The organism is Lysinibacillus sp. (assembly GCF_032093475.1).
GTDB classification, from domain to species: Bacteria; Bacillota; Bacilli; order Bacillales_A; family Planococcaceae; genus Lysinibacillus; species Lysinibacillus irui.
In genome coordinates this window covers 1-14,412 of sequence record NZ_DAMDAY010000019.1, presented here as the reverse complement: position 1 = coordinate 14,412, position 14,412 = coordinate 1, and the positions used below count along the sequence as shown (strand labels likewise).

13 protein-coding genes are annotated in these 14,412 nt (G+C 37.3%); 12 read left to right on the top strand and 1 reads right to left on the bottom strand.

The window, feature by feature from the left end:
• Positions 1-271: 271 nt before the first annotated feature.
• The 5 genes from RT445_RS06600 to RT445_RS06580 all read left to right on the top strand — a co-directional run bounded on the left by RT445_RS06600 (position 272) and on the right by RT445_RS06580 (position 5,186).
• Positions 272-1,276, top strand: a complete 1,005-nt coding sequence (locus RT445_RS06600) for a nuclease-related domain-containing protein (protein ID WP_274794128.1) — start codon at positions 272-274, stop codon at positions 1,274-1,276.
• A 3-nt stretch (positions 1,277-1,279) separates the two neighbouring features.
• The gene (locus tag RT445_RS06595; RefSeq protein WP_312506619.1) at positions 1,280-2,212 is read left to right on the top strand and encodes a diacylglycerol/lipid kinase family protein; all 933 of its coding nucleotides are present in this window, start codon (positions 1,280-1,282) and stop codon (positions 2,210-2,212) included.
• A gap of 94 nt (positions 2,213-2,306) precedes the next feature.
• Positions 2,307-2,957 (top strand): tRNA (guanosine(46)-N7)-methyltransferase TrmB, encoded by a 651-nt coding sequence (trmB, locus tag RT445_RS06590; protein WP_274794126.1) that lies wholly within the window; start codon positions 2,307-2,309, stop codon positions 2,955-2,957.
• Positions 2,958-2,968: 11 nt separating this feature from the next.
• A complete protein-coding gene (locus RT445_RS06585) occupies positions 2,969-3,832 on the top strand; it encodes a YtnP family quorum-quenching lactonase (RefSeq protein ID WP_274794125.1) in 864 nt (287 codons plus the stop codon).
• 127 nt (positions 3,833-3,959) lie between these two features.
• Positions 3,960-5,186, top strand: coding sequence for a carboxylate--amine ligase (locus RT445_RS06580; protein ID WP_274794124.1), 1,227 nt, complete (start codon positions 3,960-3,962; stop codon positions 5,184-5,186).
• Between the two features lie 59 nt (positions 5,187-5,245).
• Here the strand turns inward: RT445_RS06580 and RT445_RS06575 are convergent, their stop codons facing one another.
• Entirely contained in the window at positions 5,246-5,560 is a 315-nt protein-coding gene (locus RT445_RS06575; RefSeq protein ID WP_274794123.1) for a hypothetical protein, read from the bottom strand.
• Between the two features lie 167 nt (positions 5,561-5,727).
• Here RT445_RS06575 and RT445_RS06570 point away from each other — a divergent pair, with 167 nt between their 5' ends.
• The 7 genes from RT445_RS06570 to murC form a co-directional block, all read left to right on the top strand.
• A complete protein-coding gene (locus tag RT445_RS06570; protein ID WP_274794122.1) occupies positions 5,728-6,804 on the top strand; it encodes a M42 family metallopeptidase in 1,077 nt (358 codons plus the stop codon).
• A gap of 58 nt (positions 6,805-6,862) precedes the next feature.
• Entirely contained in the window at positions 6,863-7,384 is a 522-nt protein-coding gene (locus RT445_RS06565) for a DUF84 family protein (protein WP_274794121.1), read from the top strand.
• A gap of 94 nt (positions 7,385-7,478) precedes the next feature.
• Positions 7,479-7,997 (top strand): hypothetical protein, encoded by a 519-nt coding sequence (locus RT445_RS06560; protein ID WP_312506618.1) that lies wholly within the window; start codon positions 7,479-7,481, stop codon positions 7,995-7,997.
• A 70-nt stretch (positions 7,998-8,067) separates the two neighbouring features.
• Positions 8,068-8,886 (top strand): DUF1444 domain-containing protein, encoded by an 819-nt coding sequence (locus RT445_RS06555; RefSeq protein ID WP_274794119.1) that lies wholly within the window; start codon positions 8,068-8,070, stop codon positions 8,884-8,886.
• Between the two features lie 2 nt (positions 8,887-8,888).
• Positions 8,889-9,503 (top strand): YtpR family tRNA-binding protein, encoded by a 615-nt coding sequence (ytpR, locus tag RT445_RS06550; protein WP_274794118.1) that lies wholly within the window; start codon positions 8,889-8,891, stop codon positions 9,501-9,503.
• 261 nt (positions 9,504-9,764) lie between these two features.
• Positions 9,765-12,959 (top strand): DNA translocase FtsK, encoded by a 3,195-nt coding sequence (locus RT445_RS06545; protein WP_312506617.1) that lies wholly within the window; start codon positions 9,765-9,767, stop codon positions 12,957-12,959.
• A gap of 229 nt (positions 12,960-13,188) precedes the next feature.
• Positions 13,189-14,412: UDP-N-acetylmuramate--L-alanine ligase (murC, locus tag RT445_RS06540; RefSeq protein WP_313470172.1), on the top strand; the 1,224-nt coding region annotated here is incomplete at its 3' end.

The window sequence follows — 14,412 nt, the reverse complement described above, 5'->3', positions numbered from 1 at the left end:
GTATCGTCATGTAAAATAAAAAGGATAGTAAAGAATAATTTTCCGTTTGAATTTCGTAGAACATGTGTCGATGTAATGTATACAATTGCTTCTTTTCAATTAAAAGTAATCGAAAGCTATTATACCTGCATCGTGGGGAATTACCGACAACCTTGATTTAGTGGGCGTTTGAAAAATAGAAAACAAATACCCCTTAAAATAATAGAAACAATTCTGAATCAAGGTAGAAAAGAACTAAAGATATGGTGAGTAAGAATGGAGTGACATTTACATGGCACAATTAGTGAAGATACAAGATTATATTTCACGCTATCAAATTGATTTAGCGAGATATCCAACACAATTTGTGCGCTTAAAGAAAAGCCAATGGGAGCGCATTAAGCGTCAGTGGGAATTGGGAGAGGATATTAGCGAGTGGCAACATATTGACAATGAGGCTGAAACGGAGGCTTTTGAGGAAAAGGAAAGATTTTCCCTCTTTAAAAAAATCTTTGCTGGTCGTCCAAAAGATACAACAGAAGATGTTGAACAGATAGAAATATCAGATGAGCTTGTCAGTGATGAAGATGCCATTCCAGAAGAAGAAACGACGCTCATTTTTGAACCTAAAATTGTGTATGCACCACAATCTGTTCATGAACTGAAACGAATGTTTATTGACCAGTTTTTCCATTTTCAAATGAAATGGGCGAGCTCTACATTACGTGAAAAATCATATGTAGATCCTCGTTTCATGCGTGACTCTTTACTACGTACGTTATTGCAAACTTTACCAGATAACTACTTGTTGTTTTATTATCCGATTCTACAAATAAGAAAAGCTCCTATTGAGCTAGATGTAGTACTTATGTCGCCAACAGAATGTATTTGTATTACGGTGTTAGAAGCTGAAAATCAAGCTGTTTATGTTGGTGGCAGTGACCGCTTCTGGATCAAAAAAGTAGGGACGAAAGATTCTAAAGTTCTAAATCCAACCATTAATTTAGGACGAATGGAGTCAGTACTATCTCAGTTATTTAAGCAAGATAATATTGATATGCCTATCCGTAAGGTTGTTTTAACTCGTAATGGTTATTTTGATTATCCTGGTTCACCATTTGGCGTTCGCTTTGTAGATCGTCGAAATTACGGGGAATGGATTGAACAATTAAGAAAAGTTTCATCACCTATGAAACATATGCAAATAAGAGCTGCACAAACGATTCTAAATACTGTCCAAACGACCTCCTTTAATCGAGATATTTGGCAGCAAGCACCTCAAGCATCAGAGGATTGATGTATGCAGATTTTAATTATTGTCAACGAGTCCGCGGGAAATGGCAAAGGGAGAAAGGTATGGCTACGGCTTCAACAGCAACTAACCATCACCTACCAAGTGGCTTTTACAGAGTACGAAGGACATGGACAAGAAATAGCCAAAAAATGGGCACAGCAACAGCGAGATCCTATGCTACTTGTCATAGTAGGTGGTGATGGCACAATCCATGAAGTGGTAAGTGGTGTTGTACATAATAAAAACATAGTAATAGGTGTTGTTCGTGCTGGTTCTGGCAATGATTTTGCACGTTTTTTCCCTGTCTTTCATAATTCTAGCCAAATTGAGCATTATGTTAAGTCTGCAAAGGCAAGTACGATAAAGGATGTAGGGATAATTCACCTAGGAAATAAGCAAAAAGAAATCTTCGTTAATAATGCAGGCATAGGCTTTGATGCTCATGTTACAAAATTAATCAATACATCTCGACTTAAGCTATTCCTCAATAAAATAGGACTTGGTAAACTTTCTTATGCTGTTGCTGTTATAAGAGGATTATTCCGCTTTCATCGTTTTGATGTAATAGTACGTGCAGATGAGCAGGAATGGCAATTCCAGCAGGCATGGTTTGTGGCAATGAGTAATCAGCCTTACTTTGGCGGAGGTATGAAAATAACCCCTGCTGCGAGAGCAGATGATGGCCTAGTAGATATTACAATTGTCCATGGGATTTCACGTATTAAATTATTACTTGTTTTTGTCACTGTGTTTTTCGAAAAGCATACAAAATTTAAGGAAATTACTTTTTTACAAGGTCAACACTTTGATATTATCGTTGGAGATGATCAGGTTGATTGTCACACGGACGGCAATTATATTGGAGTTGTTAACGAGGAAACTACTATTCGCTGTACTGTGCAACAAAATGCATGGCAGGTGATTGACAAAGATTGCTAAAATATCATCGTACAATAATTTCATGCGAATTATAGGGGAATACGTTATACTATAAAAAATCAATAATTTCATAAGAAAGAAATGAGGAACAACATTGAGATTAAGAAATAAGCCTTGGGCGGAGGAAATGATAACAAATCATCCAGAGGTGATTATTCCAAATCCTGAAGACTTTAAAGGAAACTGGCAAGCTGTTTTCGGAAACGACAATCCAATCCATATCGAGGTGGGTTCTGGAAAAGGTCAATTTGTAACAGGAATGGCTTTGCAAAATCCAAATATCAACTATATTGGCATCGAGCTTTATGATAGTGTGATTGTTTGTGCATTAGAGAAAGTGCTAGAGGCAAAATCTCCAGCGAATTTACGCTTACTAAAAGTAAATGGCGCAGATTTAAATAAATTTTTTGATAAAAACGATGTATCACGCGTATACCTGAATTTCTCAGATCCTTGGCCAAAAACACGTCATGCTAAAAGACGTTTAACGCATGGGGATTTTTTGAAATTATATGAGTCGATTTTGGTGGATAATGGGGAAATCCATTTTAAAACGGATAACCGTGGTCTGTTCGAGTATTCATTAATCAGTATGTCCGAATATGGTATGTTATTAAAGTATGTATCTCTCGACTTACATGCTAATATGCCAGAGGATAACGTGATGACTGAATATGAAGAGAAGTTTTCTGCGAAAGGGCAGCCGATTTATCGATTAGAATCGCAATTTATTACTAAATTGTAGGGGGAGTATGGATGGATCAGTTACAGTTTCACAATATGTCATTATCATGGCTTAACGGGGGTGTTACGTGCCTTGATGGTGGTGCGATGTTTGGTGTTGTACCAAAGCCACTTTGGTCTCGCAAATATCCAGTCAATGAAAAAAACCAAATTGAATTACCAACAGAGCCTATTCTCATCCAGTATGAAGGTAAAAACTACCTGATTGATACAGGAGTTGGCTTTAAAAAATTAAATGAAAAACAGTTGCGAAATTTCGGGGTGACAGAAGAATCCTCGTTAGCGGATAGCTTGCAGGAGCTAGGGTTAACGACCGCTGATATTGATGTAGTGTTAATGACCCATTTACATTTTGATCATGCGGGTGGTTTAACGCAGTGGGAAGGAGATGTCCTTGTCCCAACTTTTCCGAATGCCAAAATTTTTGTGACGAAAATTGAGTGGGATGAAATGCGAAACCCGAATATTCGCTCTAAAAATACGTATTGGAAAGAAAATTGGGAGCCAGTACAGCACTTGGTTGAAACCTATGAAGGTTCATTAGAAGTAACACCTGGGATTGAAATGATTCATACAGGTGGTCATAGTGAGGGACATGCCGTTATTAAGCTAACACAAAACGGCGAGGTATTATTGCATATGGCTGATATTATGCCAACACATGCTCACCAAAATCCTCTATGGGTTTTAGCCTATGACGATTATCCAATGACAAGTGTATTTGCAAAAGAGCGACTTATGAAAGAAGCGCTTGCAAATAATTATGGCTTTATTTTCTATCATGATGCTTACTACCGTATGATTAAATGGGATGAAACAGGCAAAGAAATAGTGGATAAGTTAGAGCGTAGTAGACAAGCTGTTATTACATTTTAATAGAGTAAGGAAAGTAGAGGTATTTGACATATAAAATGTCAATGCCTCGCTTTTTTGTTCGTGACCACGATAGAAAATATGATACACTTAACACGATACAAAAATACAAAAGAGAGTTGAAATAAACATGGCAACTGAACAACCATTTTTACCAGTTTTACTAGGATCAGATATGAATGCATATGGTATGGCACGTTCGTTTTATGAAGCATATGGTATTAAACCACTTGTTTTAGGACGTTCTCATTTAACTGCCACACAAGATAGTCATATTCTACAATTTCAAGAAATAGACCGTTTAAATGAACAGGAAGTTTTTGCTCCTGCACTTGCAGAAGTCGCAAAAAAATATGCTGATAAAAAACTATTACTTTTAGCGTGTGGAGACGATTATGCCAAGCTTATTATTAAAAATAAGCCAGTATTGCAAGAACATTTTACAGTTCCTTACATCGATGAATCATTGATGGATGAAATTTTGTTAAAAGAAAATTTCTATAAGATGTGTGATCGATATGATTTTAAGTATCCGGGGACTACGACAGTAACAGCTGACAATTATGAAAACTTTACACCACCATTTTCTTATCCCATTATTTTAAAGGCATCAAACTCTGTGGAATATTGGGCTTGTAAATTCCCGGGTAAGAAAAAAGTATTTGTCGCGTATGATGAAGCGGAAAAAACGGCTATATTAAAAGCTATTTATAGCTCAACTTACCAGGATACAATGATTATTCAAGAATTTATACCTGGTGATGACTCTTATATGCGTGTGTTAAATGCCTATGTAGGGAAAGACGGGAAAGTCAAGCTAATGTGTTTAGGAAATCCTATTCTAGAAGAACATTCTCCTGAAGGTATCGGAAGCTATGCTGCCATTGTAACTACCTACGATAAAGAATTAATGGATCAAGTACGTTTCTTCTTAGAAGATATAGGCTATACGGGCTTTGCGAATTTCGATATGAAATATGATATCCGAGACAAGCAATATAAACTATTTGAAATTAATTTACGAAATGGTCGCTCTAGCTACTATGTAACAGCAAGTGGTCATAATTTAATGAAGTATGTTGCCGATGATCATATGTTAAATATCGAGCAAGATGTCACATATGTGCAGGACAAACATTTGTGGATGATTATTCCTAAGGGTGTGCTGTTTAAATATGCTTCAAACGAAAAGCTTAAACTTGAAGCGAAGAAGCTAATTAGTGAAGGCAAGTATACAAATTCCCTTTACTTTAATAAGGACATGAATACTAAGCGTTGGGTGAAATTAACGCTTAATAACTTAAATTATTATCGTAAGTATAAAAAATACTTTAATAATAAAGGTTTATCCGAGTAAAATAAGGAAGCCATCTCAATTCAATGAGATGGCTTCTTATATTGTGCAAAGGATTAAGTTTAAACTTCAGTTAATTCCACTACAACACCTGAGCGTGCATCAGCAGCAAATTCGAAAGTTTGCATTTCGCCTTCATGCATACGAGAGATTCCTCCGCGGTATACTGGGATTGTCATAATACCGTTTGTGAAATCTTCTGTTTTCATAAAAATCCAAGAACCGTCAATCGGCGCATCCTTTTTAAATTCTCTTTTTATGTTTTCAAGTACTTGTCCTGCAGGTACGAACGGAGAAACTTTTTCACTAGCTTCTTTAATAATGACTGCGGCAGCTAAGCCAGTTGCAACACCAATTAAAAAATCACGTAATTTCATACATCTTTCCTCCTTTTTCTATAAGCTTATTTTAGCATAGCCTATAGAGTGAATGCACGTTCACACATTAGCTGTTTTAGGAAATGTATCAATATTTCGAATTCGGAAATAAATGTGATACAATAGGCAAGGAAGAATATTCTACTTCGTGGGGAGAGAGAGTCATCATGAATGAGGAAACATTACAATTATTTAAAACTTTAACAGAGTTACCAGGCGCTCCGGGTAATGAACATGCTGTTCGTAAGTTCATGCGCACTGAGTTAGAAAAGTACTCGGATGAAATCGTTCAAGACAATTTAGGGGGCATCTTTGGTGTCAAGCACAGTGATGTTGCAGACGCACCAAAAATATTGGTTGCTGGACATATGGATGAAGTAGCATTTATGGTTACTTCTATTACAGATAATGGCATGATTCGTTTCCAAACACTAGGTGGCTGGTGGAATCAGGTTATGCTTGCACAACGTGTAGAAGTATATACGAAGAATGGTGCAATTCCTGGTGTTGTGTCTTCCATACCACCACATCTTTTAACAGATGCAGAACGTGCTAAGCCAATGGATATAAAAAATATGCTAATCGATGTTGGTGCTGACAACAAGGAAGATGCAATGAATATGGGTGTTCGTCCAGGACAATCCATCATTCCAATTTGTCCATTTACACCAATGGCGAATCCGAAAAAAATTATGGCTAAAGCTTGGGATAATCGCTACGGCTGTGGTCTAGCGATTGAGTTAATGAAAGAAGTACAAAATGAAAAACTAGGATCGCATCTATATTCAGGCGCAAACGTCATGGAGGAAGTTGGATTACGTGGTGCTCAAGTATCAGCAAATATGATTAAACCAGATTTATTCTTCGCTTTAGATGCTTCTCCAGCTAATGATATGTCTGGAGAGAAAAATCAATTTGGACAACTTGGCAAAGGTACATTACTTCGTATTTTAGACCGCACGATGGTCACACATCGTGGTATGCGTGAATTTATTTTAGATACGGCTGAATCTAACCATATTCCTTACCAGTATTTCGTATCACAGGGAGGAACAGACGCAGGTAGAGTGCATACAGCAAATGATGGTATTCCAAGTGCAGTTATAGGAGTTTGTTCACGTTATATTCATACATCAGCGTCTATTATTCATATTGATGACTACGCAGCTGCAAAAGCATTAATTGTTGAATTAGTGAAAAAAGCAGATCGTTCGACATTAGAGACAATTCGCGCTAATGTATAAGAAGTTAGAAAGATGCCTTTTAGGGCATCTTTTTCTATGGAAAGAAAGTGGGGATTACATGAATATAGCCATTGGAACAACTAATAAAGCGAAAACTGAAGCAGTTGAAGTGATTGCTCGAAAATATTTTGAGGATGCCATTTTTACACATGTAAAAGCTGCTTCCGAAGTATCAGAACAACCGATAAGTAATGAAGAAACGAGATTAGGTGCAATGAATCGTGCTAAAAATGCCATGGTAACATCAGGCGCGCAATTAGCATTTGGCTTAGAAGGTGGCGTAACGGAAATCGACGATGATATGTATGTTTGTAACTGGGGAGCATTAGCAGTTGCAGATGGGACAGTTTTCACAGCCGCAGGTGCACAAATTATATTACCAAAAGAAATTGCCCAGGAAATAAAAGCTGGGGGAGAACTAGGACCCATAATGGAGCAATATACAAAACGTCGAGATATTCGACAGGGTGCGGGAGCTGTAGGTATTTTTACGCAAGGTTTAGTGAGTAGACAAATGATGTTTGAGCATATTGTATCACTTTTGGTTGGACAATATTTGTTCACATTTTCACAAAAATAGTTAATTGGGATTAGTGAACAGCGTGTTGTAAGGTTGCATCTTCTAAATAATTTTTTTAAAATAGAAAAAAGTTCGTAGTGAAAGGAAGAGAGACATGTCGGTTAAATGGCTAAGAACTATTGGCCTGATGCTTTTACTTCTGGTGCTTGCTGGTTGCAATCAGTCGATCGATGAGCAAATTGCTAATGGGCTTCAAATAACGGAGACGGTTTTTGCCGAAGAGCCAGAAGAACATACGGAGAAAATTGGAGATATTAAATTATATTTACCCTCAAACTTTAAAGTTGAAGACAGTTCAGATGAGTATAATATTGTGATTTCAAAAGGAAAAGAAAGCTATATTCTTTTTATAAATAATCGTGAAGCACAAGATAGTAAACTGTATTACAATCTTTTAAAAGAAAATGAAACTGACAAAATTATTGAAGAGTCGACTTATGATAAGGACGGTCGTTTTGGCTTTACAGCAGTCCTAAAAACCGATGATGAAAATGAGATGGAGCTCATCGTTAGTAGTGGTGGCGTGAAGATGACAACGATTTCTCAAGCGAAACATATTGAAAATAATTTGCGTGAGATGACGAAAATTGTTCATTCAGTTAAGATGAAGTAAATAAATTAGATTGAACAGACGGTTCACAAACATGTGAGCCGTTTCATTTTGAACATAGGATGTGAAAAGGATGAAGCAATTGAAGTCAGAACAACTGGTAGAGCTGTTAAAAGAACAATTAAATGAAGAAAAATATGAATTTCATTTTGATAAAAAGTACGATAAATTACGATTGAATCATAAGACGATTGACAAAGGGATGGAGCTTTCTTTACCTGGGATTTTAGCAAAATATAACGATAAACAAGAAGCGGCGATTAAGGAAGTTGTATATACAATTGAGCAAACTTTTAATGCAATGGAGCAAGAAAAAGAACAGGGCTTTCAAACGACTACACATATTTATCCCGTTATTCGTGCCACTTCTTATCCTCAAGCTTCAAAAGAAGGCCATGCATTTATTACAACAGAGCATACAGCTGAAACACGCATTTTTTATGCGCTTGATTTAGGAAAAACCTACCGTTTTATTGATGAATCCATGCTGGAAGCATTACAATTAACTGTGGAGCAAATTCGGGAAATGGCACGTTTCTCAGTGAAGCAATTACCAACTACGTATAAAAAAGATGAGGTAGCAGGTAATATTTTCTACTTTATCAATGTGAATGATGGCTATGATGCAAGCCGCATTTTAAATGAGAGTTTTTTAAAAGAAATGCGTGCACAGGTGGAAGGCGATATGACATTGTCAGTGCCACACCAAGATGTGTTAATTATAGGTGATATTCGCAATGAAACAGGGTATGATGTATTAGCACAGATGACCATGCATTTCTTTGCTGTCGGTACAGTACCGATCACGTCATTATCTTTTATTTATGAAGATGGGGAACTAGAACCAATCTTTATTTTAGCAAAAAACAGAGTGAAAAAGGAGCAAGAATAACAATGAATGTATTTTACAACAAAGAACATGTAGGAGATGTCTTACTAGTTCAACTGGCAACGGAATCTATTGTGAAAACAGTAGTAGAGCGCGCTGGAGATATAGCTATTTTAAAAGAAGCGCAAACAGGTGAAATTAAAGCGTTTAACTTATTTAATGCAAGCCACTACGTCCAAACAGACGCCAAAGGCTTAGTGGAAGTGACACCTGAATTAGTAGAGCAACTAGAAGCAGCAATCGAAAAAAATGGCGCTGATATCAACCTGGATGTTGATTTTTCTCCAAAATTTGTTGTTGGTTATGTGGAAACAAAAGACAAGCATCCTAATGCTGATAAATTAAGTATCTGTACTGTGAATGTAGGAGAAGAGACATTACAAATTGTTTGTGGAGCTCCTAATGTAGAAGCTGGTCAAAAGGTAGTTGTTGCGAAAATTGGCGCAGTAATGCCTTCAGGTATGCTTATTAAAGAAGGTAATTTACGTGGTGTGGAGTCTTTTGGCATGCTATGTTCAGCGCGTGAATTAGCTATTCCTAACGCTCCTTCTGAAAAAGGAATTTTAGTATTACCTGAGGATGCTATTGTTGGTAGTGCTTTTGAAGCACCAACTAAATAAAAATCCCTTGATGTCAAAAAGAATTACCTAAAATTTAAAAGTCTTATCGTGATATTATTCCTTCCATCAAGGTGAAATGCCCTAAATCGTTATGTTACTAATATGCTAGTAGCATAACGATTTTTTTGTTGAGAATGAGCCTCTAAATGCAAGTTTCAAGACCATTTTTATGGTATGCTTTTTGATGTAGACATTGAGCTATTGATTGTAAGAAACTAGACAATGCTATAAATGAAGTGTAAGAGAAATGAGTGAAACGAAGTGAACTGGTTTAAAAAACAAATTAGTAAATTTATAAATAAAGAAGACGAAGAATACGAATATGAATATTATGAGGATTACGGAGAAGAGCAAGAACAATTACATACCCATCACGAAGAACAGATGGCGAAGCAAAAGACTTTCCGTTTCCCATTGATTGACGATAATGAGAGAGAAATATCCTACACGCCACAAAAAGAAATGTTTGATTACGAGGATGATAGAGAAATTGGAGATTTATCGTTGCCTAAGCATTTAAACAATCATATAGTTGATTCCCGTGTTTACGATGTAGAGGTCTCTGGGATTCGAGATTTATTAGCTAATCGCTCAAAACGTACGGGCAGAAAAACAACGATGAAAAGTCAGCCTGTAGAACAGGAGAAACGATCAAGGGCAGGCTTAGTATTTCGAGATGCTCAGCAAGAGGCAGTGAATGTTAAACCCGCTCCAGTAACACCACTGAAAGAAAACAATCAGTGGAAAGAACAAAAAATAGTAGAGAGTAGTTTGCCTGAGAACCGTAAACGCTTTGTGCCAACAGATGTGCCTTCACCAGTCTATGGATTTGCAAAACCAAGTCCAATTAAAGAATTATTAGATAAAAGAAAAGAAGACTACGAGAAGCAAGAGGCGAAAGCTGTAGACGAAATGCCAGCTGTTACGAAGGCTTTAAAAGAAACGACAACAAATGAGGCTAATGAAAATATACTAGAAGAAAAAGAGCCGGCTAACACAAATCAAACCGTTGTAGCGGAGCAGCGTGAAATGTTTGACCATAAGGAGTTACCTACTGCAATTGAGCCAATAAGTTTTGACGATGAAGTAGTGGATGAGGCCAACACTGAGCAGGAAAGTATATCACCCAATGCAACTGTGCCTCAAACATCATCTTTTGCCATGTCTTTTGAAGATCAAGTGAGAGAGACAGATGTGCAAGATCAAGCCGTTCAACAACTATCGGCAGACCAATCTGAAATTCATGTCAAAGAAATGATTGTTGAACAAGTTCAAATCGAAAATTCTACAATCCATATAGGAGAGGTAACGGTTGTACAGCCTTCGCAGGATGAACAATTGCTTGTTGATAACCAATCTATTGAGACAAAGGAAGAAAAAAGCCGTATTCCTTTTAATGTACTCATGTTAAAAACGGATAAAGAAAAATGGAGAATCCAGCAGCAATTGAAAATGGTAAAACCCATTACTGACGAAAGTATTCAGAAAGTAGTGGAAAATGAGCAAGTGGATGTGGAGCTTGAAGAGAAAGAGGCACCATCCTCAGACAGCGTTGTAGCCATCGAGAAGCATCATACATTTGAAAAGCAATTCGAAGAGGATGTTAATCAGCTCATGACAGAGAATAGGTCAATGCAAGACGATGTGCCATCTCACTCATATGCAAAGAGCGAAACGCAAGGTACTCCTCAATACCGTTCTGAAGACAACGTAGCTGTCATTACAATGGCTCCTGTCACGACAATGGTAAGCGGATTAACGCAAGATAGCACTGCTATTGAAAAAGCCGCTATGGATGAAATTTCTGCAACTTCTGAGCTTGAACCAGAAACAGAGTCTACTACCGATACTGAGGTAATTTCAGAAACTGTAGAGTATCCTCAAGTAGAATCTGTTGATAAGCAGGAAAAAGCTCTAGTATTAGAAGTAGAAGAAGCACCAGAAGCACATGAATTAGAAGTAGAAGCAGTGGAAGAAACACCAGAAGCACAAATGGTTGAAGTGGAAGTAGTACAAGAAACTGAAAAACCTGCAAAGCCTGTTCACGTTTATCAAAAGCCTACGGATGAATATTTAGAGCCGCCAGAGGAAAAAACACAGGATACGGATTGGATGGAGCAGCAGGGGGATACATTGGTTGAGGCACTTTCATATTTCCAAGTTTCAGCGCAAATAGAATCGATTATGCAGGGTCCAGCTGTTACTCAATTTGAAATAACGGTGAGCCATGGTACAAAGGTTAGTAAAATCCGCAACTTAGCAGATGATTTAAAGCTAGCCTTAGCAGCAAAAGATATTCGTATTCAAGCACCAATCCCTGGAAAAAGTTCGATTGGTATTGAGATTCCAAACCGTGTATCTCGAGCCGTTCGATTATCAGAGGTAACCAATAGTCCATCCTTCGTTGAATCCGATTCACCGTTAGAAGCAGCGTTAGGTCTAGATTTAACAGGAAAGCCAGTCACACTAGATTTACGTAAAATGCCTCATGGCTTAATTGCTGGTGCAACGGGTTCAGGTAAATCCGTTTGTATTAATTCCATTTTGGTTAGTTTATTATATAAAGCTGCACCACATGAGTTAAAGCTTATGCTAATTGATCCGAAAATGGTAGAGCTGGCACCATTTAATCATATTCCACATTTAGTTAGCCCTGTCATTACTGATGTGAAGGCAGCGACCGCTGCGCTAAAATGGGCAGTGGAGGAGATGGAGCGTCGTTATCAGCTATTTGCTCATGCAGGTGCACGTGATATTACACGTTACAATGCAATAGCTGATAAAAATAACGAGCATAGCCTAAAGCTTCCATATATTTTAATTGTTATTGATGAGTTAGCTGATTTAATGATGATGTCTCCAGCTGATGTAGAGGAGGCTATTTGTAGAATTGCTCAAAAGGCACGTGCATGTGGTATTCATTTAATTGTTGCAACGCAAAGACCTTCTGTTGATGTTATTACAGGGTTAATTAAATCTAATATTCCAACACGTATTGCCTTTGCCGTTTCCTCACAAATTGATTCTCGTACAATTTTGGATGGGCAGGGAGCAGAAAGATTACTTGGGCGAGGCGATATGCTATATTTAGGTAATGGTATGTCTGCGCCAGTGCGGTTACAGGGCACATTTGTCACAGATGATGAAATTGAAGCGATTATTGAGCATGTTCGTGAGCAAGGAGAGCCTGATTACATTTTCGATCAAGAGGAGTTATTAAAGAAAACTGAGGTGTCCGCAGAACAGGATGATCTGTTTGAAGATGTTTGTCGTTTTGTCTACGAGCAAGGTGGCGCATCAACCTCATTGATTCAACGAAAGTATCATATTGGCTATAATCGTGCGGCTCGTTTAATTGATATGTTAGAATCACATGGCTTTGTGTCGGAGGCTAGAGGCAGTAAGCCACGTGAAAGTTACATTACTGAAGAAGATTTAATTACTATGTTTGAATAAGAATTGCATTGTTTTCGTCTAGATTATCTAATTTACGTCGAAATTAGTTTTTTTAGAAAAGTTACACATCTATCCTTATGCATAAAAAGTGCTATAATAGACAAGATGTGTTGAATAGTACGTATTTTTTAACACTTGTGAAGGTATTAATACCTAACCATTCGTAAAATAATACGATACACCTAATAGATGATAGATGGGATATTGAAATTCCCGGGGGGTTTAATTAATGACAGTTTTTCATTTCACAGGCATTAAAGGTTCTGGCATGAGTTCGCTTGCACAAATCTTATTTGATGCTGGTGAACAAGTACAGGGCTCAGATGTCGATAAATATTTCTTCACGGAGCAGCCGTTACGTGAACGTAATATTCCAATTTTTACATTTAATGCTGATAATATTAAAGAAGGCATGACAGTGATTGCAGGTAATGCTTTTCCTGACGATCATCCTGAATTAGTGCGTGCCAGAGAAATCGGTGTAGAAATCATCCGTTACCATAAATTTTTAGGTGAATATATTGGTAACTACATTTCGATTGCTATCACTGGTGCACATGGTAAAACATCTACAACTGGTTTAATGGCACATGTAGTAGGTGGTTATAAGCCAACATCTTATTTAATTGGTGATGGTACTGGTGCAGGTCAAAAAAATGCTGATTTTTTTGTTATGGAAGCATGTGAATACCGTCGTCACTTCTTAGCATATAATCCTGATTATGCTGTGATGACTAATATCGACTTCGATCATCCAGACTACTTCGCTAATATAGAAGATGTTTATTCTGCATTTCAATCATTAGCTTTACAAGTGAAAAAAGCGATCATAGCATGTGGTGACGATGAACAGCTTCAGCGTATTCAAGCAAAAGTGCCAGTCGTTTATTATGGATTCGGTGCAGAAAATGATTTCGAAGCTCGTAATGTTGAAAAAACAACTGAAGGTACAAAATTTGATGTTTTTGTACGTAATGAATTTTATAGCACTTTCTTTATCCCATTATTTGGAGATCATGCTGTTTTAAATACACTAGCGGTGATTACGCTATGTGAATATGAAGGCATCTCACCTGATATAATCCAGGAGCGCTTACACACTTATAAAGGTGTAAAGAGACGTTTTACTGAAACGGATATAGGGGATAATGTTCTAATAGACGATTATGCACACCATCCTACGGAAATTCGTGCTACAATTCAATCAGCACGACAAAAGTTCCCAGATCGTGAGCTAGTTGCAATTTTCCAACCACATACATTTACACGTACACAAGCTTTTTTACAAGATTTTGCGGATAGTTTGAGCCTTGCAGATACAGCCTATTTATGTGATATATTTGGCTCTGCGAGAGAAACGCAAGGTGCTCTCTCTATTCATGATTTAGCGTCACTTATCGAAGGCAGTGCAGTGATTACCACTGAGGGAATTGATATATTAACAAAACATAAA